Source organism: Bradyrhizobium sp. GCM10028915 (assembly GCF_042666195.1).
In the GTDB taxonomy this organism is placed as follows: Bacteria; Pseudomonadota; Alphaproteobacteria; order Rhizobiales; family Xanthobacteraceae; genus Bradyrhizobium; species Bradyrhizobium canariense_D.
Window position 1 is genome coordinate 81,963 of record NZ_JBHTFN010000003.1, and the last position, 24,185, is coordinate 106,147.

General features: G+C 64.7%; 20 protein-coding genes. 5 read left to right on the top strand and 15 right to left on the bottom strand.

Features of this window, described 5'->3' with window-relative positions; all coding sequences use genetic code 11:
• Positions 1-77: 77 nt before the first annotated feature.
• From ACFQX9_RS02155 to ACFQX9_RS02170, 4 genes are all read left to right on the top strand, one after another.
• On the top strand, positions 78-758 hold the full coding sequence (locus ACFQX9_RS02155) for a response regulator transcription factor (protein WP_035969420.1): 681 nt from the start codon (positions 78-80) through the stop codon (positions 756-758).
• A complete protein-coding gene (locus ACFQX9_RS02160; RefSeq protein WP_377786362.1) occupies positions 742-2,196 on the top strand; it encodes an ATP-binding protein in 1,455 nt (484 codons plus the stop codon). Before ACFQX9_RS02155 ends, ACFQX9_RS02160 begins: the two co-directional genes overlap by 17 nt.
• Positions 2,193-5,183 carry a bifunctional [glutamine synthetase] adenylyltransferase/[glutamine synthetase]-adenylyl-L-tyrosine phosphorylase gene (locus ACFQX9_RS02165; protein WP_377786364.1) on the top strand — a complete coding sequence of 997 codons (2,991 nt, stop codon included), beginning with the start codon at positions 2,193-2,195 and terminating at the stop codon, positions 5,181-5,183. Before ACFQX9_RS02160 ends, ACFQX9_RS02165 begins: the two co-directional genes overlap by 4 nt.
• A 152-nt stretch (positions 5,184-5,335) precedes the next feature.
• Positions 5,336-6,229, top strand: coding sequence for a LysR family transcriptional regulator (locus tag ACFQX9_RS02170; RefSeq protein WP_018458564.1), 894 nt, complete (start codon positions 5,336-5,338; stop codon positions 6,227-6,229).
• A gap of 3 nt (positions 6,230-6,232) precedes the next feature.
• On the opposite strand, the gene ACFQX9_RS02175 is transcribed toward ACFQX9_RS02170, so the two are convergent.
• The 14 genes from ACFQX9_RS02175 to ACFQX9_RS02240 all read right to left on the bottom strand — a co-directional run bounded on the left by ACFQX9_RS02175 (position 6,233) and on the right by ACFQX9_RS02240 (position 21,941).
• Positions 6,233-8,563, bottom strand: a complete 2,331-nt coding sequence (locus ACFQX9_RS02175) for a PAS domain-containing sensor histidine kinase (RefSeq protein ID WP_377786366.1) — start codon at positions 8,561-8,563, stop codon at positions 6,233-6,235.
• A gap of 227 nt (positions 8,564-8,790) precedes the next feature.
• On the bottom strand, positions 8,791-10,164 hold the full coding sequence (locus ACFQX9_RS02180) for a cation-efflux pump (RefSeq protein ID WP_377786368.1): 1,374 nt from the start codon (positions 10,162-10,164) through the stop codon (positions 8,791-8,793).
• A gap of 214 nt (positions 10,165-10,378) precedes the next feature.
• A complete protein-coding gene (locus ACFQX9_RS02185) occupies positions 10,379-11,347 on the bottom strand; it encodes a zinc-binding dehydrogenase (protein WP_377786370.1) in 969 nt (322 codons plus the stop codon).
• 25 nt (positions 11,348-11,372) lie between these two features.
• Positions 11,373-12,368, bottom strand: coding sequence for a nitronate monooxygenase family protein (locus ACFQX9_RS02190; RefSeq protein WP_018458568.1), 996 nt, complete (start codon positions 12,366-12,368; stop codon positions 11,373-11,375).
• 1,028 nt (positions 12,369-13,396) lie between these two features.
• Positions 13,397-14,044 carry a hypothetical protein gene (locus tag ACFQX9_RS02195; RefSeq protein ID WP_377786372.1) on the bottom strand — a complete coding sequence of 216 codons (648 nt, stop codon included), beginning with the start codon at positions 14,042-14,044 and terminating at the stop codon, positions 13,397-13,399.
• A 70-nt stretch (positions 14,045-14,114) separates the two neighbouring features.
• On the bottom strand, positions 14,115-14,315 hold the full coding sequence (locus ACFQX9_RS02200; RefSeq protein WP_007608336.1) for a hypothetical protein: 201 nt from the start codon (positions 14,313-14,315) through the stop codon (positions 14,115-14,117).
• Positions 14,316-14,498: 183 nt separating this feature from the next.
• On the bottom strand, positions 14,499-15,497 hold the full coding sequence (locus ACFQX9_RS02205; protein WP_377786374.1) for a hypothetical protein: 999 nt from the start codon (positions 15,495-15,497) through the stop codon (positions 14,499-14,501).
• A gap of 81 nt (positions 15,498-15,578) precedes the next feature.
• Entirely contained in the window at positions 15,579-15,905 is a 327-nt protein-coding gene (locus ACFQX9_RS02210; RefSeq protein ID WP_377786376.1) for a hypothetical protein, read from the bottom strand.
• Positions 15,906-16,179: 274 nt separating this feature from the next.
• The gene (locus tag ACFQX9_RS02215; protein ID WP_018458571.1) at positions 16,180-16,965 is read right to left on the bottom strand and encodes a fumarylacetoacetate hydrolase family protein; all 786 of its coding nucleotides are present in this window, start codon (positions 16,963-16,965) and stop codon (positions 16,180-16,182) included.
• Positions 16,965-17,984: a 2-dehydropantoate 2-reductase gene (locus ACFQX9_RS02220; RefSeq protein ID WP_247404495.1), complete on the bottom strand. Its 1,020-nt coding sequence runs from the start codon at positions 17,982-17,984 to the stop codon at positions 16,965-16,967. Before ACFQX9_RS02220 ends, ACFQX9_RS02215 begins: the two co-directional genes overlap by 1 nt.
• A 104-nt stretch (positions 17,985-18,088) precedes the next feature.
• Positions 18,089-18,514, bottom strand: coding sequence for a CBS domain-containing protein (locus tag ACFQX9_RS02225; protein WP_018458573.1), 426 nt, complete (start codon positions 18,512-18,514; stop codon positions 18,089-18,091).
• A 173-nt stretch (positions 18,515-18,687) separates the two neighbouring features.
• Positions 18,688-20,010 (bottom strand): oxalate/formate MFS antiporter, encoded by a 1,323-nt coding sequence (gene oxlT, locus ACFQX9_RS02230; RefSeq protein WP_018458574.1) that lies wholly within the window; start codon positions 20,008-20,010, stop codon positions 18,688-18,690.
• Between the two features lie 255 nt (positions 20,011-20,265).
• Complete coding sequence (gene oxlT / locus ACFQX9_RS02235; protein WP_026233613.1) at positions 20,266-21,552, bottom strand: oxalate/formate MFS antiporter; 1,287 nt, start codon at positions 21,550-21,552, stop codon at positions 20,266-20,268.
• Between the two features lie 251 nt (positions 21,553-21,803).
• Positions 21,804-21,941, bottom strand: a complete 138-nt coding sequence (locus tag ACFQX9_RS02240; RefSeq protein ID WP_007593333.1) for a hypothetical protein — start codon at positions 21,939-21,941, stop codon at positions 21,804-21,806.
• Positions 21,942-22,218: 277 nt separating this feature from the next.
• On the opposite strand from ACFQX9_RS02240, the gene ACFQX9_RS02245 reads away from it, so the two are divergent.
• A complete protein-coding gene (locus ACFQX9_RS02245) occupies positions 22,219-23,550 on the top strand; it encodes an Hsp70 family protein (RefSeq protein WP_377786381.1) in 1,332 nt (443 codons plus the stop codon).
• 39 nt (positions 23,551-23,589) lie between these two features.
• Here ACFQX9_RS02245 and ACFQX9_RS02250 read toward each other — a convergent pair whose 3' ends face one another.
• Positions 23,590-24,033: an SRPBCC family protein gene (locus tag ACFQX9_RS02250; RefSeq protein WP_026233614.1), complete on the bottom strand. Its 444-nt coding sequence runs from the start codon at positions 24,031-24,033 to the stop codon at positions 23,590-23,592.
• Positions 24,034-24,185: the final 152 nt, after the last annotated feature.

Sequence of the window (24,185 nt, forward strand, 5' to 3'; positions counted from 1 at the left end):
TCACTCGGCTTGCATGCGATTGCCGCTCGCGCCATGTTTAGAGAAGGTTCACTCCCTTGACCGTTGCCGAACGCACGATGCGCCTCCTCATCATCGAAGACGACCGCGAATCCGCCGACTACCTCGTGAAGGCGTTTCGTGAGGTCGGGCACATTGCCGACCACGCCGCCGACGGCGAGGAAGGCCTTGCCATGGCCGAGAACGGCGATTACGACGTGCTGGTGGTCGACCGCATGCTGCCCAAGCGCGACGGCCTGTCGGTGATCGGCGCGCTCCGCGACAAGGACGATTCGACGCCGGTGCTGATTCTCTCCGCGCTCGGCCAGGTCGACGACCGCATCAAGGGCCTGCGCGCTGGCGGCGACGATTATCTGCCGAAACCCTATTCCTTCGCCGAGCTGTTGGCCCGGGTCGAGGTGCTGTCGCGCCGCCGCGGCGGTCCGGCCGAGGACACGCTGTACCGCGTCGGCGATCTCGAGCTCGACCGGCTCTCCCATCGCGTCGCGCGCGGCAAGGACGAGCTGACGCTCCAGCCGCGCGAATTCCGCCTGCTCGAATACCTCATGAAGCATGCGGGCCAGGTGGTGACCCGCACCATGCTGCTTGAGAACGTCTGGGACTATCATTTCGATCCGCAGACCAACGTCATCGACGTGCACATTTCGCGGCTGCGCTCCAAGATCGACAAGGGTTTTGAGCGGCCGCTGCTGCACACGATCCGCGGCGCGGGATACATGATCCGTGACGGCATTCGGTAAACTCGTCCGCACCACGGCATTCCGGCTGACGCTGGTCTATTTGCTGTTGTTCGCGATGTTCGCGGCCTCGCTGCTGGCCTATTTCGCCTGGAATACGCGGCGGCTGATCACCGAGGAGATCACGCAGACAGTCAATGCCGAGACCTCGGAGATCAGCGAGATCTACGGCCGCCGCGGCTTGCGCGCTCTCGTGCTCGCGATCGAGTACCGGGCGCTGCGTCCGGGTGCCAACCTCTATCTCGTGACGACGCCGACCGGGCAGGCGATCGCCGGTAATGTCGGCTCGCTGGCGCCCGGCGTGATGGCGAAGCGCGGCTGGTCCGAGACCGCCTACCGGCGTATCGAGGACGCCGACGATCGCGACCACCTTGCGCTCGTCCGCGTCACCGAACTGGAAAACGGCTTCCGGCTTCTGATCGGACGCGATCTGGCCGAGCGGCGACGGCTGTTCGGCATCGTGGCGAAGGCCGCGCAATGGTCGATCCTGATCGTCGTTGTGCTCGGCCTGGGCGGCGGCATCTTTGTGGCGCGCAGGGTTTTGAGGCGCATCGATGCGATGAGCGGCACCGCCCATCGGATCATGACTGGCGATCTCAGCGAACGCCTGCCGGTAGGGCGCAGCGGCGACGAGCTCGACCGTCTCGCCGAAAATCTCAACGCCATGCTGGAGCGGATCGAGGCGCTGATGGCGGGGCTGAAGGAGGTCTCCGACAACATCGCCCACGATCTCAAGACGCCGCTGACGCGCCTGCGCAACCGCGCCGAGGAGGCGCTGGCGAAATCCGGCGGCGAGGCCGATTACCGCGCCGCGCTGGAGCGGACCATCGAGGAATCCGACGGGCTGATCCGTACCTTCAACGCGCTTCTGATGATCGCGCGCGCCGAGTCCGGGCAGGCGCGCGGCAACATGGATGATTTCGACGCGGCCGATGTCGCCAACGGCATTCACGAACTCTACGAGCCGCTGGCCGAAGACGACGGCATGACTTTGAAGGTCAGGTGCGAGCCGACGCCGGTTCACGCCAACCGCGAGTTGATCAGCCAGGCCCTCGCCAATCTTGTCGAGAATGCGATCAAATACGGCAAGCCGGTCGCGCAATCCGCGGGAACCGTGGTCAGCATGGAGGGCAGGCAGATCACGATCGAATCGAGGCGCGAGGGCGATCAGGTGCTGCTCAGCGTCACTGATCGCGGTCCCGGAATCCCCGAAGCCGACCGCAAGCATGTGGTGGAACGATTCGTGCGGCTGGAAGCGAGCCGCACGCTGCCTGGATCCGGCCTCGGTCTCAGTCTCGCCTCCGCGGTCGCGACATTGCATGGCGGTGAGTTGAGGTTGGGTGACGCCCAGCCCGGTCTTGTCGCCACGCTGGTGCTGCCGGCGCGCGCGGGCGACAGGGTTGCTCCGCCAATGCCGGATGTGCCACAGAAGGTGGCATGAACCACTCCGCGCCGGGAAACGCGGACAAGCATGGTGAGAGACTTGCCGCACGCTTCGCGGAGGCTCCCCATATTGCCGCTTCCGTCACCGACCAAGGACGTTTTGAAAGGTGGCTGGCCGAGCTCGAGCCAGCGCAATTCACCCGTCTTGAAGCGCTGCTGGCTCACCGCTTCGCGCGGGGCATCCTGGCCGGCATCGCGGAATTCTCGCCTTATCTGTTTGAGCTGCTGCGCGCTGATCCGCAGCGCCTGATCCGGCTGCTGGAATGCGATCCGGATGCGCATCTCGCCACGCTGATCGCGGAGGCGAACGGCGCCGTGCTCGCGGCATCCGATGAAGCCGAGGTGATGCGGCTGCTTCGCCGCATGAAGGCGGAGGCCGCGCTCCTGATCGCACTGTGCGACATCGGCGGGGTCTGGCCGGTGATGCGGGTGACCGCAGCGCTCACCGATCTCGCGGTGGCCTCGGTGCGGGCGGCGCTTCAATACCTCCTGCGGCAAGAAGCCGCGCGCGGCAAGCTCTCGCCGCCCAATCCCGAGGCGCCGGAGGAGGGCTGCGGGCTGATCGTGCTTGCGATGGGCAAGATGGGCGCAGGCGAGCTGAACTATTCCAGCGACATCGATCTCATCGTGTTCTTCGATCCCGACAATACGACGCTTGCCGCGGATATCGAACCCCAGCCGTTCTTCGTGAGGGTGACGCAGGGGATGGCACGCATTCTCCAGCAGCGCACTTATGACGGCTACGTCTTCCGCGTCGATCTGCGCCTGCGTCCCGATCCATCCTCGACGCAGGTGGCGATTTCGCGCGACGCCGCGCTGAACTATTATGAGCGGGAAGGGCGTACCTGGGAGCGCGCCGCGATGATCAAGGCGCGAGTCTGCGCCGGCGATCCCAGGGCGGGCGCGGCGCTACTCGCGGAGATCGCGCCCTTCGTCTGGCGCAAGCATCTCGACTTTGCCGCGCTTGCCGACGTTCACGACATGAAGCGGCAGATGCAGACCTATCGCGGCCAGAGCGAGGTTGCGGTCGAAGGGCATAACGTGAAGGTCGGGCGCGGCGGAATCCGCGAGATCGAGTTCTTCGCCCAGACCCAGCAATTGATCGCCGGGGGGCGACATCCCGAACTGCGTGTGCGGCCGACGCTCGCCGCGCTCGGCGTGCTTGCTTCCAGCAACTGGATCACGGTTTCGGCGCGTGACGAGCTGACCACGGCCTACCAATTCCTGCGCCGGGTCGAGCATCGCCTCCAGATGATCGCAGACGAGCAGACCCACACGCTGCCCGAGGACAAGGAGGCGGTGGAGCGTTTCGCCTGGTTCTTCGGCTATCCGGATCGCGAGGCCTTTGCCCGCGACCTTCTGCGGCAGCTCGAGATCGTCCAGGGCCACTACGAAAAACTGTTCGAAGGCGACGATCCGACCGGCACGGCCAAGCTGCCGGCGCTCGACTACAGTGCGGGTCCCGACGATCCGCGGCTGCTTCAGTATCTGGCCACGCTCGGCTTCAAGAAGCCTGCCGCCGTCGCGCAGACCGTGCGTGACTGGATCACCGGCGAGTACCGCGTGTTCCGCGTCGAAGCGACGCGCAACGCATTCGTCGAATTCGTGCCGGCTCTCATCGACGGTCTCGCTCATGCCGAGGAGCCGGATCGGGCCGTCGTGGCGTTCGACCATTTCCTTGGAGCGCTTCAGCGCGGCGGCCGGCTGATCACGCTGCTCGGCCAGAACCGCGATCTCGTCGCGCTGGTCGCCCTGGTGCTGGGCGCGGCGCCCCGGCTCGGCGAGATGCTCGCCCGGCAGCCGCAGCTCATGGATGGCCTGATCGATCCGCGCTTCTTCGGCGCCATGCCCGACAGGCAGGAATTGTCGGGGCGGCTTGCGACCACCGTGCAGGATGCCGGCTCTTACGAAGAGTTCCTCGACCGCCTGCGTCTGTTCGGGCAAGAGAGCCTGTTCCTGATCGGCACGCGCATTCTCTCCGGCACCGTCTCGGCGCAGCAGGCGAGCACGGCCTTTGCCGACGTCGCCGAGGGCATCGTCCATACCGTGCATGGTCTCGTCGCCGACCGCTTCGCCGCCCAGCATGGCCGGATCAAGGGGCAGGAGAGCGCAATCATCGCGATGGGCCGGCTCGGCAGCCGCGAGATGACCGCGTCGTCCGATCTCGACCTGATCCTGCTTTACGATTTCGATAGCGACAATCCGGACTCCGACGGTGCGAAGTCACTGCAAGGTGCGCATTACTTCGCCCGCTTCACCCAGCGCCTGATCAGCGCGTTCACGACGCGCACCAATTACGGAGTGCTCTACGAGATCGACATGCGGCTGCGCCCCTCGGGGCGTGCCGGCCCTGTGGCCTCGAGCCTCGTCTCGTTCGCGGACTACCAGGCCAACGAGGCCTGGACCTGGGAGCACATGGCGCTGACGCGCGCGCGCGTCGTGTCGGCCTCGCCCGAATTCCGGGAGCGGATCGAACACGTCATCCGCGATGTCCTGACCCGTCGCCGCGATCCCGCAATCACCGCCAACGACGTTGCCGACATGCGGCGTGCCATTGCCCAGGAGAAGGGCGAGGCCGATTGCTGGGATCTCAAATATGCCGCCGGCGGCATGGTCGACATCGACTTCATCGCGCAATATCTCCAGCTCGTGCATGCTCACGAGAAACCGGAGATTCTCGACGTCGGCACCACGCAGGTGCTGGACAATGCATGCAGGCTCGGCGTGCTCGCGCAATCGGAGACCGAGATATTGCGTGCCGCGGCGCGGCTCTATCACGACCTGACGCAGATCCTGCGGCTCTGCGTCAGCGACCGCTTCAAGCCCGAAACCGCCGGCACCGACCTCTTGCGCGTGATGGCACGCGCCGGCGACGCGCCGCATTTCTCCTCGCTGGAGGCGCGCGTGAAGGAGACGCAGAGCGAGGTGCGCCGTGTCTTCAGGGCGCTGCTGGAAGGGACGTCGTCGTCGGCTTCAGCGAGGTGAGCGCCTCCCGCACGTTCGGCTCCAAGCCCGCGCCGCGGGCGTCGCGGCGACGCGCTGGATGCAGCGCTAGGCATTCGTGGCGGTTTTTGCGTGTCGCAAGGGGTAGGGCATGCTAGCTTGCATGCCACCATACGATCCGAGGGAACGAACGGTTGCTCGACAAGCTTGAACTATTGCTGGCGCTGGCGAAGGAACGGCATTTCGGCCGGGCCGCCGAAATGTGCGGCGTGACGCAACCGACGATGTCGACCGGGCTGAAGCAGCTCGAGGAGATCCTCGGCGTGATGCTGGTCCAGCGCGGCTCCCGCTTCCAGGGTTTTACGCCGGAAGGCGAGCGGGCGCTGGATTGGGCGCGGCGGATCGTGGGCGATGCCCGCGCGATGCGTGACGAGATCAACGGGCTGAAGCATCAGCTCTCCGGCGAGATCCGAATTGCCGCAATCCCGACCGTGCTCGGCATGGTCGCTGCGCTGACGACGCCGTTCCGCGCCAGGCATCCCGAGGTGCGTTTCCGCATCCAGTCCACCACCTCATCCGAGGTGCTGGGGTTGCTCGAGAATCTCGAGGTGGATGCAGGCCTGACCTATATCGAGAACGAGCCGATCGGCAAGGTGCGCACCATTCCGCTCTACAGCGAGAGCTATCGTCTGCTCACCGCGCCGGATGGAATGTTCGGTGATCGCGAGACGGTGACGTGGCGGGAGGTCGGACAGGTGCCGCTGTGCCTGCTGACGCCCGACATGCAGAACCGCCGCATCATCGACCGCGCGTTACGTTCGGTCGGCGCCGAGGCGACGCCGACCTTGACCTCGAATTCGCTGCTGGTGCTGTTCACGCATGTGAAGACGGGGCGCTGGGCCAGCGTGATGCCGGCCAAGCTCGCCGAGACGCTCGGCCTGTCCGATACGGTGCGGTCGATCCCGATCATCGATCCCGATGTCAATTACAGCATCGGCATGGTGATCCCGCAGCGTGATCCGATGACGCCGCTGATCGCGGCGCTGGTCAATGTCGCGCGAGAAGTCGCGCCGTCGCTGCAATCGTAGAATTCAGGCCGCGGCCGATATTCCGGACGCCGACTTGATCGCGTTGCGGGGCAGGGTGACGCGCACGACGGTGCCGACCTCGAGTTTGGAGCGCAGCCGCATCGAGCCGCCATGAAGCTGCGCCAGCGAGCGGGCGATCGCCAACCCCAGTCCCGAGCCGTGATAGGTCTTGGTGAGCTGGCTCTCGACTTGCTCAAAGGGACGGCCGAGCCGCGCCAGCGAATGCGGCGCGATGCCGATGCCGGTGTCGGCGATCATCAGCACGATCCTGTCGTCGAGCTGCCGGCTGCGCACCACGATGCGTCCGCCGTCGGGCGTGAACTTCACGGCGTTGGAGAGCAAATTGACGATGATCTGCTTGGTGGCGCGACGGTCGGCGACGACGGAGATGGACTTTGCGATGTCGGCGTCGAGCGTCAGGTGCTTGTCCTGCGCGCGGCCGGTGACGACCCGCAAGGATTCCGCCAGCGTCTGCGCCAGGTCGAGCTCTTCCATGTCGAGCTTCATGCGGCCGGCCTCGATCTTGGACATGTCGAGGATGTCGTTGATGACTTCGAGCAGGTAATGCCCGCTGGTCAGGATGTCGTGGCAGTATTCCTGGTACTTCTCCGAGCCGAGCTCGCCGAACATGCCCGAGCCCATGATTTCGGAAAAGCCGATGATCGCGTTCAGCGGCGTGCGCAGCTCGTGGCTCATATTGGCAAGGAATTTCGACTTGGTCTGGTTGGCTTCCTCGGCGCGGGTCTTCTCGCGCTGGTATTTCTCGGCGAGATCGGCGAGTTCGCCCGCCTGGCGCTCCAGGGCTGCCTGCGAGCGCTTAAGGTCGATGACGGTGGCGCGCAGGCGTAGATCGTTGTCGACCAGCTTCTGCTCGTGCTCCTTGATGCGGGTGATGTCGGTGCCGACCGAGACGTAGCCGCCGTCCTTGGTGCGGCGCTCACTGATGTGCAGCCAGCTGCCGTCATCGAGTTGCGCCTCGAAGGTGCGCGCGCCGGGGCCCTGGCTCGCAGTCTCGTTGTGCCGGGTGCGAACCTCCGGCATGCGGCCGACCTCCAGCACGGTCTCGTAGGAGGTGCCGGGGATGACGGCGCTGTCGGGCAGCTTGTGCAGGCGCTGGAAGTGCGAATTGCAGAGCACCAAGCGGTCGCTGGCGTCCCACAGGACGAAGGCTTCGGGAATGGTCTCGATCGCGTCGCGCAGGCGCAAATCGGCTTCCACGGTCCGCTCGGCGAGGCTCTTCTGCTCGGTGATGTCGACCGCGATCCCGATCAGGTGAACGCTGGAATCGGTCGCGCCGCTGGTCTTCTCGCAGCGGACGCGGAGCCAGATCCAGTGGCCGTCGACATGCTGCATGCGGAAGGTCTGGTCGATGTGGTCGATCTTCTCGGAGATGAGCTGGTCGGCGATCTCGAACAGGTCGATGTCGTCGGACTTCACCAGCGCGTTGACCTCGCCGAAGGTGAGGAGCTCGTTGCGGCCGTCGAGGCCGAGCATTGAAAACATTGACTGCGACCAGAAGATGCGGCCGCGCGACAGGTCCCAGTCCCACAGCCCGCAGCGGCCGCGGTTGAGCGCGGTGTCGATCCGGCCGCGCACGGCGTCGTTGATCAGGTCGCCCTCGCGGGCACGGGTGGACTGCCAGTGGAAGGCGAAGCCGAGGATCAGGACCACGAAGCCGGTGGTGGCCGACAGCGTCACCGATAGCGCGGCGTCCGAGCCCCAGATCGGCTCGTTGCGCTCCTGGATCACGGTCACGAAGCCGGGCAACGATTTGATCTGCCGCGCGGTCGCCATTGCGGCGTTGCCGTTCGGCAGCGTCATGTCGGAGATGTTGTCGTCGCGCGGCGGTGCCGCCAGCAGTTGCGCCGTCGTGATTGCGTCGAGCAGGCGGTCGTTGCCCGAGGGATCGCTGTCCATCGGGATGCGAGCGAGGATGCGGCGGTCGATTCCAGCCGAGGTGACGATGACGTGGCGGCCCGAGGCGGTGCCCCAGGTTGGAATGAGGTCGGGCAGCAACGCCGGGAGGCTCTCGATGTTCTTCAGCCGCTCCTGTCGCCCGGAGGTGAGGCGGTCGATACGCTCGGCGAGCAGGTCGGCGAGCGCCGAGATGTCGTGGCGGATCACCAGCCGCTTCTGGCGCGTCTGGTCGACGACCTGCACGAACGCGCCGAGGCAGATCGTGATCAGGAATGCGATGATGAGCGTCGGCACGGCGCGGCGCAGCGCAGGCTCCGCTATCAGGAGCCGATGATAGGCAGGTTTCGCGATCGATTGCGCCAATCCTTTGATCGAATCGGATTGGACGCACGCGTTCGCGGCGTCTGCACGCGACATGCCTAAAGCCCCCTGGAAACCTGCTTGCAACTGGACTTCGGAAGCAGCCCCACATCGCTTCCGAATCATGGTCGATTTGAATCCAGATTTCGCGGGCTGTCGAGAGTCAACGAATCGTTAACGCGAATTTATTCTTATCCAACGCGCAGTTTGTGCGTCGTGCGTCCGCAAACTTACGTGCGCGGCGAGTCCGAAACGAGAACGTGTGACTCCTCGCACATTCTCTGTCACGCGCGCGGCGGTTCGGCGTGACTGATGACGCGCTTCACGCTCGGGAACGCGCGCCGCAACGCGCGCTCGATCGCATCGACATGCTCGTGCACCTTGATCACGCTCATCGACGGCTCGGCGCGGCAGTGGAAATTCACGATCTCGCCGGCGTCGGTGTTGCGGACGCGAACATTATGGATGTCGTGGATCTCGCCGCTGGCGGCATATTCCGTCAAGGCTGCGGCGACGGCCCGCACCCGTTCCGGTTCGGCATCGACCCCGAACGGCAGTTCCGGTTCCAGCGGCTCGATGTGGACGTCGACCTCGACATCTGCGCCGAACTCTTCCTGGATGTTGCGTTCCAGCGTGTTGGCGACGTCATGGGCGGCGTAGAGCTGCATCCCCCCGTCGACCTCGAGGTCGATGCTGACGATCAGCTTGGCGCCGAGATCGTGCACGGTGACGTGGTGGATGGCGAGGCCCGAATTGTGGGCGATGACCATGATGCGGTCGCGCACGGTCTCGTTGTCGCGCGCCACGGGGACTGCGGTGAAGGTGAGGTCGGTATCGCCGAAGGCCGTCTCGACGGCTGCTTGCGCGTTGCGCTTGATGTCCTCGACCCGGTCGATGGGGTAGGTCCGCGGCACCTTTGCGATCGTGTCGATAAACGTGGTGGCACCGACCATGCGCACGCGGAGCCGCTCGATGTCGATCACGCCCGGCACGCTGCGGATCGCGGCCGTGGCCGTCTCATGCGCGCCTTCCGGAGCGCGGTCCACCAGCGTCTGCACGGTCGAGCCGGCCATGCGCAGGCCGAGCAGGGCGATCATCACGGCCACTGCGGCGGCGGCAGCCGCGTCGCCCCACCAGAAGCCGAGGCCGGCGAGGATCAGGCCCACGATCACGGCGAACGAGCCCATCACGTCGGAGGCGAAATGCAGCGCATCGGCGGCGAGCGCCTGGCTCCTGGTCTCCCGTGCGGCACGGTGCAGGGCACGGGCGCGCCAGAAATTGACGGCGATGTCGATCACCAGCACGACGAAAGGGACGGCGGAGATCGTCGGCGGCGCAACTCCCTCTCGGAGATGGCTGTAGGACTGGACCAGGATTCCACCGGCGAGCACGTAGAGCAGGGCGGTGACGCCCAGTGCCGAGACACTTTCGAGCTTGCCGTGGCCGTAATGATGCTCTTCGTCCGCCGGCTTGTCGGACACCCGCACCACCGCCCAGGTGATGATGGTGGCGACCAGGTCGATCGACGAATGCAGCGCCTCGGAGATTAGCGCCAGCGAGCCGATCGCGATCCCGACCGCGAACTTGGCCGCCGCCATGCCGCCGCTGGCGAATATCGAGATCGCTGCGACTGAGGTCTTGTTGTGTTGGGAGCTCATGGCGGGGATTTAGCAGGCCGCGGGTGAACATCAAGCGACGATCCACAGGCGTAGACGCTAGTGAGTTGCAGGAGCGGGTGAACTCCGTCGTGCCCGGACTTGTCCCGGGCATCCACGTTCTTCGGAGCGACAAAGACGTGGACGGCCGGGACAAGCCCGGCCATGACGAGTGGAGAGACTGGTGCGCTGCCGCTCTCTCTGGTCGTCGCGGCCACTACACCGTCACGACGATCTTCCCCAGGTGGTTGTTGGCCTCCATGTGCTCGAAGGCCTTGTCGATGTCGTCGAAGGCAAACACCTTGTCGATCGGCAGCTGCAGCTTTCGCGACTCGACGGCGCCCCAGATGTCCTTGCGGACCTCCTCAAAAATCTCACGGATCTCCTCGATGGTGCGGGTGCGGAAGGTGACGCCGACATAGTCGATGCGGCGGGCCGCGTGCAGGTCGAAATTGAAATCGGCATGGGTGCCGCCGAGCCGGCCGACATTGACGATGCGACCCTTGACCTTGGTCGCCGCGAGGTTCTGGCTCGCGACCTTTCCCGAGACCTGGTCGACGATGAGGTCGACACCTTCGCCGTTCGTCGCCTTCAGCACCTCGTCGACCCATGTGGGGTCGGAGGAATTGACCGCGAGGTCGGCGCCATACTCCTTCAGCCGGCCGCGGCGATAAGCATCGGTCGAGGAGCCGATCACGAGCCTGGCGCCCTTGAGCTGCGCAATCTGCATCGCCATCAGGCCGACGCCGGAGCTGGCGCCCTGGATCAGCACGGCTTGCCCGGGCTGCACGCCGCCGATGGTGACGACGGCGTTGTGCATGGTCGCGAGTGCCACGGGCAGGGTGGCGGCTTCCTCGAAGTTCATGTTCGAGGGCGCGTGGAAAAGCCGGCCGTGATCGGCCAGCGTGTATTCGGCAAACGCCGCGCCGCCCGAGCCCATGATGCGGTCGCCGACCTTGAGGCCCTTGGCATCCGGTCCGAGCGCGGCGACCTCGCCGGCCCATTCCATGCCGAGCACGGTGCCGGCGCCGCCGGCCGCGCCATGGGCGTGGCCCTTGCGCATGCCGGTGTCGGCGCGATTGAGGCCACAGGCGCGGACCCGGACCAGCACCTGCGTGCCTTCAGGCTTTGGTTGAGCGACGTCGGAAATCGTAGCGCCACCAGGGCCGTAGACATAAGCCTTCATGAATTGCTCTCGCTTCTTGCAGTGATTATTCAGCAGCCTGCGCTGTCGGATGAACGATCATGCCTTCGAGCCGGCTGCGGATGATGGCCTCCGCTTCGCGCACGATGCGGGAGATCAGTTCCGCGCAGGTCGGGATGTCCTGGATCAGGCCCTGGACCTGGCCCGCCGACCAGATGCCTTCGTCCGAGTTGCCGGTCGCGTAGACCATCTTGCCGCGGGCGCCCGCGACGAGTTCGCGGATGTCCTCGAACTTGGCGCCTTCCTTCTCCATCGCTACGACCTTGGTCGAGATCTCGTTCCTGGCGACGCGGGAGGTGTTGCGCATGGTGCGGAAGATCAGCTCGGTTTCGCGCTCGTCATTGGCCACGATCTTCTCCTTGATGAGCTGATGAATGGGGCTCTCTTTGGTCGCCATGAAGCGGGTGCCCATGTTGATGCCTTCGGCGCCGAGCGCCAGTGCGGCGACGAGGCCGCGGGCGTCGGCAAAGCCGCCGGAGGCGATCATCGGGATCTTGATCTTGTTGGCGGCGGCCGGGATTAGGATCAGGCCGGGGGTGTCGTCCTCGCCGGGATGGCCGGCGCATTCGAACCCGTCGATCGAGATGGCGTCGACGCCCATGCGCTCGGCCGAGAGCCCGTGACGGACGCTAGTGCATTTGTGCACGACCTTGACGCCGTGCTTCTTGAACTCGTCGACATGCTCCTGCGGCTTGTTGCCGGCGGTTTCGACCACCTTGATGCCGCTCTCGATGATGGCGGCGCGATATTCGGCATAAGGCGGCGGCTTGATTGCGGGCAGGATGGTGAGGTTGACGCCAAACGGCTTGTCGGTGAGATCGCGGCAGCGGGCGATCTCCTTCCTGAGGTCCTCCGGTGTCGGCTGGGTCAGCGCCGTGATGAAGCCGAGCGCGCCGGCATTGGCGACGGCGGCGACCAGCTCGGCGCGCCCGACCCACTGCATGCCGCCCTGGACGATCGGGTGCTCGACTCCGACGAGCTTGGTGAACCGTGTCTGCAGCATGATCTGTTTCCCCGCTTGCGTGGCGCTCTTTTATCGGTCGATGCCGGCAGGATGCCGCCCGGGTCGGGAAAAGTCTATTGCGAGGGCGTGCGGTGGAGGCGGGGCGATCATGCGGGGAGTGGGGGGATTCCGTGAGGCGGATAATTGACGCGGGCTCGTGTCCCGGACGCGCTGCAACGCCTCTTCGCGTTGCCGCTGCAGAGCCGCGACCCATGCCCAGCGAGCGCTCTGAAAGATGGGCGCCGGCTCTGCAGCGCACCGTCGAACCGGACGATGCTTCGCTCTGCCGGGGGATGCTGCGCTGCGTCCGGGGCACGGACGCACAATCTTCCGATCAATCTCGATCCGACTTGCAAACAGCAGACGCATCTTCGCATCCTCGCGGCGCATTTCGCCCGAGCTTTGCCTGATCGCATCGCCCTCGTCGTGACAAGGGCGCAAGGAAGGACGGGGCGCCGGCTGGCACCCGCAAGTCCGTGCGCCAGAAGAATGCACACGGGGTGGACCACAGGTCAGCCAATCGCCCGGCCTTCCCTGCGCGGTGGTTTACGGCTTACTTCGTGCTCTCCCCGGGGAGCGATGCACTATTGCCCCCGTCGCCCCGCAGATGGCTGATGCAAGCGCCCGGTCGGGCAGCACGCATCACCACAGGACTTGACGCACAGACCCCGGGCGTCAGGACCACGCGACTTCGCCGTCCGCGCACGTCCTCGCTGGGTCTTCGGGAGCTGGCGTGTGCTCACACCCGAAGCCATGCGAAGACGCTGTCGGCGCCGTGTCGTAGGCGCGAAGCCTGTGCTCACGGTTGCCCGCCCTGCAAGGCTCGCCGCGCCCGACGCCGTCGCGTCCATCGCTGCCCCACCCGCGGTTCGTGACGATCGCGATCCGCCCCTTGTCCCGGGTCAGGGTATCGCGTACGGACGATAAATCCGAATTTCGGTAAAGTGGAATATTTTGGCGGGCGGGGATTGACAGGCGGCGCGCGAAATTTGTGCGGCTGTTTTGCCCGACGGGCGAACCCTGCCGGGCTATTCCGTCGACAGCCGCACCATCTGGCGGCCGCCGTTCATTTCCTTGAGGCTGTTGACGAAGTTTTCGGGGCGCTGCCAGCGGTAGGGGACCTTCAATCCCATGTACTCGGCGATGTCGCCGATGAAGCCGGTGCAATTGGTGGTCTCGGCGTTCCAGACCGGCGAGCTCGCCTGCAATTTCTTGATATAGGCAAACACGCGCTTGGCGTCGGCTTCGTTCAGATAGACGCGGTAGTTCGCGGTCAGATACTCCGGGTCGAGATCGCCGTAGCTCGCGCCGGTTTCCGCCGGCACCCAGGTGAGGTGACCAAGCACATAGGCCCAGGTGTCGCCGGCGGGCGTGAGCCCTGCCACTTCGACGGCGCGCTCGCTGGTCTTGCCGTACCAGACGAAGGCGTGGCCCCAGCTCGCCGCCGTGCGGGCGCGGAAATCGACGTAGTACGGACCTTTTTCCGCGCGCGCGACCGGGCGCCGGGTCGATGGCGCCGGCCGTGATACGGTGTCGGTCGTGGCAAGCGCGTTTGCGTCAGCAACGCGCTTGTTCGCTTCGTGGGCCGAGGCCGAAGGTGTCGTACACGCGAGCATGGCCGCGAGCGCGAATCCCGCAAGGATGCAGGGTCCCGATCGTTCAGGTTTGTTCGTCACGCTGTGCCCCTCGACTGTCGGCCACTCACGCAGAGTCTACGCTTGCTTCTGCGGGTATTTCGCTAACGCGTCAGTAGCGCGCTGCGACGGGGCCGGGCGCCTTGCCGATCGGGGCCTTTCCAACCGGGCTCTTGCCAATCGGCATCTTGCCGATCGGCGCCTGCTCCGAATAGACGGGAACGGGCTGGCGGCGCGGCAGATCCGCGGCATTCGCGACCGTTACCAGAGCAAGCGTAGCACCCACGACAAATACAATCTTCTTCACAGTCATACCCCTAGAAGGTTTGGTCCAAACACGGCACCGCCGTGCCCCCAGACACGCCTCACAGAAGGGCGGCCGAATGCGTCCACAGTGCGGCATCGGCGCGACATGTTGGCGGCATCTGCCGGCCGCGCGGAGATGTGATGTGTCTGAATGTTTCGGCGCGCTCTGCCCAACCTACGCGACTCGGCCTCACCCGATCCGGTTCAGGCTGTTCCTGATCGTCGAGAAGATGCCGCCGATGTCTTTTCGCAAACCGTCGAGCGCGTTGAAACTGTCGAAGATGCGGGCGAGGCGGTCTTCGACCTCGCGTTTGCTCTTGGTCAGCGCGTCGACGCGCGAGGCGAGGGTGACGTCGCCGTTTGCCTCGATCTCGCCGACGGTTTTGGCGAGGAGGTCGTGCGTCGTGCCGACGTCCGCGATCATGCCCTCGATTCCGAACACAGGCGCCTTCAGCGGGACGAGGTCAGCCTGCGACTTCGACAGCTCTGTCTTGAAGGCGTTCAGCGTCGCCAGCGTTTCCTGTAACGCACCGAGGCGCTGGCGCGACTGGAGAACAAAATCGTTCAGCGCATTCTGGCGGTCGGCAAGCGTCTTGCCCTCGGCGTCGATCTCGACACCGGCGAGCGAGCGTTCGAGCTGGGCCCGGCGCTCGCCGAGCTCTTCGAAGTCGAGCCCGATGGCTTTCAGGATGTGGAAGCTGTCGTCGATGCGGGCGAGGCGCTGCTCGATCTCGATCTTGTTCTTCGACAGCGTCTCGACCCGGGTGCCGAGCGGTGCTTCGCCGCCGGTTTCGAGCTCGTCGATGCTCTTGGCGAGGCGCTCATGACCGAGGCTCAGCTCGCCGATCAACGCATTGAGGCCGGCGTCCGACGAGCGCAGCGGCACCAGCTCAGCGTGGGACTTCGCTAGATCGTCCTTGTACTGATTCAGGGTCGCAAAGGTGTCCTGGACCGCGCCGACCCGGGACAGCAGCGTCGATACGTCGCCCGCGATGTCCTTGAGCCGGTCGGCGAGGTTGTTCTTGCGGTCGTCGGTCTCAAGGTCGTGCAGCGAGCGTTCGAGCTGGTTCTGGCGGTCGCGGATCTCGGTGAAAACCGGCTCGACCGCGCGGCGCTGCTCGGCGACCTTGCCGACCATATCGCGCAATTCCTGCTGGCGCCGGCGGATTTCGGCGAGCTGGTCGTGCATGTCGGTGGATTCGTTGCGGCCCCGCTGCAGCAGGGCGCGCTGCTCGGTGCCGCCCAGCTTGTCGTGCAGGGCGGAGACGGCCTACCGGGGATCGCTCTCGATCAGGTGCTGGACGGTGGCGTCGAGGTGGTTCTGCAGGGCGTGGGCGACGACCACGTCCTCGCGGGTCTTCTTGAGGCGGTCGCGCAATGTGTCGAGGCGCCGGTCCTGGCGCGAGAGCCGCCAGGCGGAGGCGCCGATCAGTGCCAACGCCAAGGCCAGGATCGCGCCGGTCGCAACACGCTGCGGGACGGGCAGGCCTCCGAACCAGGCAGGCAGGTGGCCGACATCGTAACCGAGCGCCTGCTGGGCGAAGATCGCGATGGCAGTGAGCAGAACAAACCAGGCAACCAGGAAAGACAGCCACATCGTGACTTCCTCACGCCGGCACATTATCGCCATAATTGCTATTGGAGAGCGGAACCGAGATCAAGGGCGGCGGGAGCTTGCTGGATAGGTCCGGCCTCACGATCCACGGCTGAATGCGTCAGCCGATCGGTGGAGGGGGAGAGGCGCGTTTCCCGTGTTGGGGGCAGACGTTCAGCGCGCTGGTCATGCCCGGGCTTGTCCCAGGCATCCACGCGCCTCCGCGCCAACAGAACGTGGATGGCCGGGACAAGCCCGGCCATGACGGAGAGAGAAGCTACAGCCGAAACTCGTTGGTCAGCTCGCCGATGCCGTCGATCGCGACGGTCACAATGTTCACCGGCTCTTTCATCACGCCGACGCCGACCGAGGTGCCGACGGCAATGAGGTCGCCGGGGAGCAGGGTCATGTCGTGGGAGATCCTGCTGACCAGCTCCTGCGCGGTGAAGATCATGTCCGATATCGGATAGTTCTGTCGCTCCGCACCGTTGAGGATGGTGCGGACCACCAGCCTGACCGGATCGAGACCGGTCGCGATGACGGGGCCGAACGGGCCGTAATCGTCGATGCCTTTGGCCCGTGCCCATTGCGGGAAGGTCGGGTCGCTGGTCAGGATGTCGTTGGCGGTGATGTCGTTGACGCAGGTGTAGCCGAAGATGAAGCTGTCCGCTTCCGCCGGCGACACCCGGGCACAGGTCTTGCCGATGACGATGCCGAGCTCGCCTTCATACGTGGTCTTGCCGTCGTAATAAGAGGGACGGCGGATCACCGCGCCTGGCGTCGTAATGCTGGTGGTGGCCTTCAGGAGGTAGAGCGGCTCCGGTGGCTCGGGCTGGTTGAGCTTGGCCGCGAGTGCATGAAAATTGTTCCAGAGCGCGACGATCTTGCTGGGCACGCAGGGCGCGAGCAGTTCGACCTCCGACAGCGCCAGCGTCTTGCCGGTGGCTGCATGGCGGCCAAACATCTCGCCCTCATGGACGCTGATACCCGACGACGTTAGCGTGCCGAAGCCGGTCGCACCGCTATTCCGGAAGCGGAGCCATTGTTTGATCTCGCCAGCCATCACGCCACCGCCAGTGCGCGCGGATCCGATGGGGTCGGGATGCCGTCGTAGAGACCGGCAATGCGGGCGCGCTGGGTCACCATCGCCAGCACTGAATCGAGGGCGGGGGTGGCGACGCCGGTGAGGCGGCCCATCTCCTGCACGACGGTGACGAGCGGGTCGATCTCCATCGGGCGGCCGCGCTCGAGATCCTGGAGCATCGAGGTCTTGTGCGCGCCGACCTTGCGCGCACCTTCGATGCGGCGCTCGACGTCGACGCGGAATTTGACGCCGAACGTTTCGGCGATGCCTTGCGTCTCCATCATGATCGCGCGCGACAGCGCGCGAGTGGCCGGATCGGTGCAGATCACGTCGAGCGTTGCATGGGTGAGTGCGCTGATCGGGTTGAAGCAGACATTGCCCCACAGCTTGAGCCAGATCTCGTCGCGGATGCGGTCGAGCACCGGCGCCTTCAGCCCGGCTGCGATGAAGAGATCGGCGAGGCGTTGCACGTCCGGGGTAATCTCGCCGGAGGGCTCGCCGAGCGGAAAGTTGTTGCCGTAGACGTGACGGATCACGCCGGGCGCCTCGATCTCGGTGGCGGGATAGACGATGCAACCGATGGCGCGCTCGGCGCCAATTTCGCGCCACTGCCGTCCTCCGGGGTCGATGCTCTCCAGCGTCGAATTCTCGTATTGGCCGCCGTGCTTGTAGAAGTACCAATAGGGGATGCCGTTGACGGCGGTGACGATGCGAGTGTGGGGTCCGAGCAGCGGCTGCATTGTCTCGATCACGCCGGTGATCGAGTGCGCCTTCAGCGTGATGATGATGTAGTCCTGCACACCGAGCTCGGCGGGATCGTCGGTGCAGCGCGGATGCACGGTGTGCTTCTCCTCGCCCGCGAGCAGCGTCAGGCCGCGCTCGCGCATCGCGGCAAGGTGCGCGCCGCGTGCGACCAGGCTGACGTCGGCGCCCGCGCGCGCGAGCTGAACCCCGAGATATCCGCCGATTGCGCCGGCGCCGTAGATGCAGATCTTCATGGAATCCTCGCGAAGCAGCGGAAGCCGGATTTCGGGACGAAAGATCCGGTCCGGCTCGGAAGGTCCGAGCCGGGGACGGTAGTCGCAGGGGGAAGTGAGACGCTTTAAGCTGCTTGCGGCGTGCCGTTGATCGCTTCGTCCACGAAGGAGGCGATGTCACGCATGCTGATGACCGAGACGAGGCTGTAATCGTCGATGACAGGCAGGTGCCGGATGTGATTCCGGTTCATCAGATGGCGGACGTGCTCGATCGTGTCGTTTGAGGTGCAGGATACGAGCTGCTGCACCGAGACGAGCTGCGAAACCTTGACGTTGACGGCATTGGCGCCGTGCTCGGCGACGGCGCGCACGACGTCGCGCTCGGTGAACATGCCGACCGCGGTGTTACCCTCGGAGCGGACCACGTCCTTCACCACCAGTGCGCTGATATTGTTGGCGCGCATCAGCTTGGCGGCGATACCCACCGTTTCGTTCATTCGCACCGTGACAACGCGCGGTGTCTTCTTGCGCAGAATGTCTCCGACCAGCATTGCAACCTCCCTGGGTGAATGATGCGGCAAGTGTGGTATACATAATGCCAATCGTCAAGCACTCGATTTGGCTGTTCCGAAAAATCTTGAGGCAACAATGCTGACGTTTGCCGTGAGCCAAAAAGAAAGGGGCGCATCGCTGCGCCCCTGTCTCACCGTGCAAGGAGTGTTCGTTATGCCGTCTCGGTCTTGGCGTTCCCCGTCGCGGCGTTGGCGCTCTCGGCTTCCTTGCCGAGGATGAAGGAGCGGCGCATCGGCTTGATCACGAACAGCGCCGTCAGGGCCGCCGTCGCGTTCAGCGCGACTGCGACCACGAACACGGCCTTCCAGCCATACGTGGCCGAGATCACGCTGGCGAGCGGAACGAGCAGGGACGCGGTCCCCTTCGCCGTGTAGAGCATGCCGTTGTTGGTGGTTGCGAACTTCGAGCCGAAGGTGTCGCCGCAGGTCGCCGGGAACAGCGAGTAGATCTCGCCGAACACGCCGAAATAGACCGCGGTGGCGAGCACGAAGACGACAGGGACGTGGCCATAGGCCGACAGCGTCAGCAGCATCAGCGCGGCGGTGCCGAAGGCGATGAACATGGTGTGCTCGCGGCCGATCGTGTCGGAGACGAAGCCGAAGAACGGCCGTCCGAAACCGTCGAAGATGCGGTCGAGCGAGATCGCGAACGTCAAGGCCGCCATCTGAAAGCCGGCGAGCGTGACCGGCGTGTCGGCGATCTTGAAGTCGTGTGCGATCGGGGCGATCTGCGCCGCGGTCATCAGGCCGCCGGAGGCGACCATGACGAACACGAGATACATGACCCAGAAAATAGGGGTGCGCAGCACCTGGGGCGGGGTGAAGTCGATCTTGGTCTGCGGCAGATTGAGCTGCTTCTTCTTCGGCGGGATCGAGATCCGCGGCGGCTGAATGAAGAAGGCGAGCACGAAGACGATCACGCCCTGGCCGATGCCGAAGGTGAGGAACGCGTGCTGATAGCCGCTCGTTGCGATCATGGCTGCGATCGGCACGACGGTGAGTGCAGCGCCTGCGCCGAAGCCGGCGGCAGTCGCACCGGCGGCAAGGCCCCGGCGATCGGGAAACCATTTCAGCGCGTTGCCGACGCAGGTGCCGTACACGGCGCCCGCGCCCATGCCGCCGATGATTGCGGCCGCGTAGAGCAAGGTGAGGCTATCGGCATAGGAGTTGAGAATCCACGACAGCGCGATCATGACGCCGCCGAACATGATGACGATGCGCGGGCCGTATTTGTCGACGAACCAGGCCTCGATCGGCACCAGCCAGGTTTCGGTGACGACGAAGATGGTGAAGGCGAGCTGGATCGCGGCGCGTCCCCAATGGTGCGCGTGATCGATCGGATCGACGAACAGGGTCCAGCCATATTGCAGGTTGGCGATCATCGCCATGCAGACGATGCCCATGACCAGCTGGAGCCAGCGGAAACCTGTGCGGAGAGGCGCGGCCGTGACAGCGCCATCGGTGCTGGAAATCATCAAGAACCTCCCAAGCGCCTGTCTGGTTCGACACCGGTCGCAAGATGACCTGATGTCGCAATATTGTGGCTTATCGTCGCAAGCGCGGTGGCGACCTTGGTATACCATATTCCAGATTGCAAGCCCTATCTTGGCGCGCGCCTGAAAATTTGCGGAGTTCCTTTAGGGTCGGCGGGTTCACGAAAACGTCGCGCACAACGAAAACGCCCGGCCGCGAGGCCGGGCGTTTTGCGCGAGAAGCGCTTTTGGAGCGCGTCAGACGGTCGATTGCGCGACCACGACCTTGCGCCAGGGCTTGAGCACCGCGATCGCCAGCGCCGAGGCCAGGATGTTGGCGCCGGCTGCGATGATAAACACGTTGTCCCAACTGCCCGACGACTGCTGCATGTAGTTGCCGATCGGGACCAGCAGCGCGGCCGTACCCTTCGCGGTGTAGAGCAGGCCGGCATTGGTGGTCGCGAACTTGGCGCCGAACGTGTCGGTGCAGGTCGAGGGGAACAGCGAGTAGATCTCACCCCAGGCGAAGAACACGAAGCCCGAGAGTAGCACGAACCAGAGCGGATCGTGGCCCCAGAGGTAGAGCATCCAGATGCCGATACCTTCCATGCCGAAGGCGATGAACATCGTGTTCTCGCGGCCGATCATGTCGGAGATCCAGCCGAAGAACGGACGCGTCAGGCCGTTGAGCACGCGGTCGATCGTGGCCGCGAAGGTCACCGCGGTCATCGTCACCGCCATCAGCGTGACCGGCACGTTGTCGATCTTCCAGTCCGCCGCGATCGGCTTCAGGTTCGCCGTCACCATCAGGCCGCCGGCGCCGACGATCACGAACATGAAATACATCAGCCAGAAGATCGGCTGACGCAGCACCTCGGTCGGCTGGTAGTTGCGCCGGGTCTGCTGCAGATTGGCGTTCACGACCGCGTTCGGCACCTGACCTGCTTTCGGCGCGAGCAGGAAGAAGGCGAGGATGCAGATGATAATGCCTTGTCCGAGGCCGAAATAAAGGAAGGTGGTCTGGAAACCGCTGTCCTTGATCATGGCCTGGATCGGCGCGACGGTCAGCGCGGAGCCCGCACCGAAACCAGCGGCCGTGATGCCCGCGGCAAGACCGCGCTTGTCCGGAAACCACTTCAGCGCGTTACCGACGCAGGTGCCGTAGACGCCGCCGGCGCCGATGCCTGCGATGATCATGCCGAGATAGTAGCCGTTGAGCGTGGTCGCCTCCGCGTTGATCGCCCAGCCGGCGGCACAGAGCACGCCGCCGACCAGCACCACGATGCGCGGACCGTATTTGTCGACGAACCATCCTTCGATCGGCACGAGCCAGGTCTCGAACAGCACGAACAGCGTAAAGGCCCATTGGATCGACGCACGATCCCAGCCGAACTTCTTCTGGATGTCGGGGACGAAGAACGTCCAGCCGTATTGATAGTTGGCGATCATCACCATCGCCGCGACACCGACCGCCAATTGCGTCCAGCGATACGTGTCGCTAACGCGCGCGGCTGTCGGGGCGGTTGCTTGCACCATGTCAGTCATAAAGCCTCCCGTGGCGCCTCTCATTTTTCTGCGAGCGCTGGAACGGCATTCTTGTATGCATTATGCCAAGCTTCAAGCGCTGGTCCGGTCACCGTGCGCAAATGCCGCAGGACCTTGCCCGGTTGCGGCTGTGACTCAGGACAGCACAAGTAGAAATGGCCCCGTGATCCGGGGCCATTCATCAAAAGTAGTATGCGGACTGATCTAAAACCGTCTCCCGCTGCGCGCGCAGGCGCGGGCGGCTGTCCGGCCTACAGGCCAAAGCGCGGCAGGTCGCCGTTGTGATTCGAGATCTCGGCGCTCGCCATCAGGAGGCGGTCGATCGTTGCCATCAGGCGGGCGAACAGCGAGGAGGAGGGCGCGAGAGCGACGGAAGCGGTCTTGGACATCGGAAATCCCTTTCTCGAGACGGTCAGTAGTGCTGTCTCATTTCGAAAGGGAATTTATGTATACCAGATGCCAATGTCTATGCATGCCATTGCATAGCAGCATTTAGCTCTTCGCATTGCAGCATAATAATCCGTTAAATGGGCCGATTTGAGCGGGATATGCCAAAGCCGGCCGAAACTGAACCATTTGACCGTCGATATCCAAAAACGGAGCCTTGGCAGCGGCACATGAAGCCGTTAGTGGTCTGCCCCCTCCAATCATCTGTCAGAGTGGTTCATGTCGAGCGCCTCGCCCGTCGTCTCGATCGGCATCGATTTTGGGACCAGCAATACGGTCGTGGCCCTTGCGGCGGACGACCGCCGGGTCGAGGCCATCCGCTTCGACCATGGCGGACAGCGCCACAGCGTCTTCGTGTCGGCGCTGTGTTTCTGGGAAGACCGGCCGGGAGCCGGCGCCCAGGCTGAAGGCGGCCCGTGGGCGATCGAGCAGTTCCTGGAAGGACGCCATGTCTACCGCTTCCTCCAGTCGTTCAAGACCTTTGCCGCAAGCTCCAGCTTCAACACCACCCAGGTGTTCCGGCAGCGCTACAAGTTTGAGGATATTTTGGCGGCGTTCCTGCGGACGCTGGCGCGGCATGGCGGCGATAAATTCGGCTTCGAGACGTCCACCATTACAGTCGGTCGCCCCGTCCGCTTCGCCGGGGGCAATCCCGACGAAGCGCTGGCGATGCAGCGCTACCGGGCCGCGTTCGAGCGCCTCGGCGCCGGCCACGCCCGCTATGTCTACGAACCCGTGGGCGCGGCGTTCTCCTTCGCCCGCCGGCTGGAACGCGATGCGACCGTGCTGGTTGCGGATTTCGGCGGCGGCACCAGCGATTTCTCGGTGATGCGGTTCTCGCGTGCCGGCGGCGCCTTGCGCGCCGAACCGCTCGGCCATGCCGGCATCGGGATTGCGGGCGACACCTTCGATTACCGCATCGTCGATCACGTCGTCTCGCCGCGGCTGGGCAAGGGCTCGAGCTTCCGCTCGTTCGACAAGGTGCTGCCGATCCCCACCGGCCACTACACCAATCTCGCGCGCTGGCATCAGCTCGCGATGATGAAGAGCAACGGCGACTTGCGCGAACTCCGGGAGCTTGCGCGCACCGCAGTGAAGCCGGCTCTGCTCGAGGATTTCATCACCATCGTCGATCTCGACCTCGGCTTTTCGCTGTACCGCGCGGTGTCCGACGCCAAGGTCGCGCTGTCGGCCCAGGAACAGGTGGAGTTCCGCTTCAAAGGAGGCGGGGTCGACATCGGCTCGACTATCACGCGGAAGAATTTCGAAGCCTGGATTGCCGACGACATCGCGAGGCTCGGGGCCACCGTCGACAAGGTGCTGGGCGAAGCCGGCATCACCGCGCGCGAGGTCGAGAAGGTGTTTTTGACCGGCGGCACGTCTTTCGTGCCGGCCGTTCGAAAACTGTTCGCCGAGCGGTTCGGCAACGAACGGCTGATGTCGGGCGATCAGTTCGAGTCGATTGCGTACGGCCTTGCTTTGATCGGACACAGCCCGGACCCGGACCGCTGGACCGCAAGCGGCGGGCTCCAGTCGAGGGCGGGCGCGTAGCCTACGGTCACGCGGCCGCCCCTAAGTCGCGTCCGATCGCTATTGCTTGATCTCAGGCTCGACGAGCTTCGCCAGATTGCGCAGCGATTCCTGCCAGCCGAGATAACAAGCCTCCGGCGGGATGACGTCGGGGATGCCGGCCTGCGTGATATCCAGCTCGGTGCCGACGGATACTTTCTTCAGGATCACGGTGACCTGGATCTCGCCCGGCAGATTGGGGTCGTCGAACCTGTCGGTGTAACGGAGACGTTCGCCGGGGACGAGCTCGAGATATTCGCCGCCGAAGGCGTGGCTGTTGCCCGTCGTGAAGTTACGGAACGACATCTTGAACGTGCCCCTGACCTTCGGCTCGAAATGATGGACGGTGCAGGTGAAGCCATTCGGCGGAAGCCATTTTGCCAACGCATCCGCCTCCAGGAAGGCGCGATAGACTTTCTCCGGGCTGGTCGTGAGAACGCGGTGCAGGCGGACAGTGCTGGGCATGATCATTCTTCCTCATGAATCGCCGGGCTCGACGTGGGCGTCTACTGCCCGTTCATGTCCAGATGACGAAGGAGATGCTGCCGATCCGACGCGGCGTCTCGATTTTTTTGATGGATCCACGCATGGGGCGCTCGGCAGCCTTCGAGAGCAGC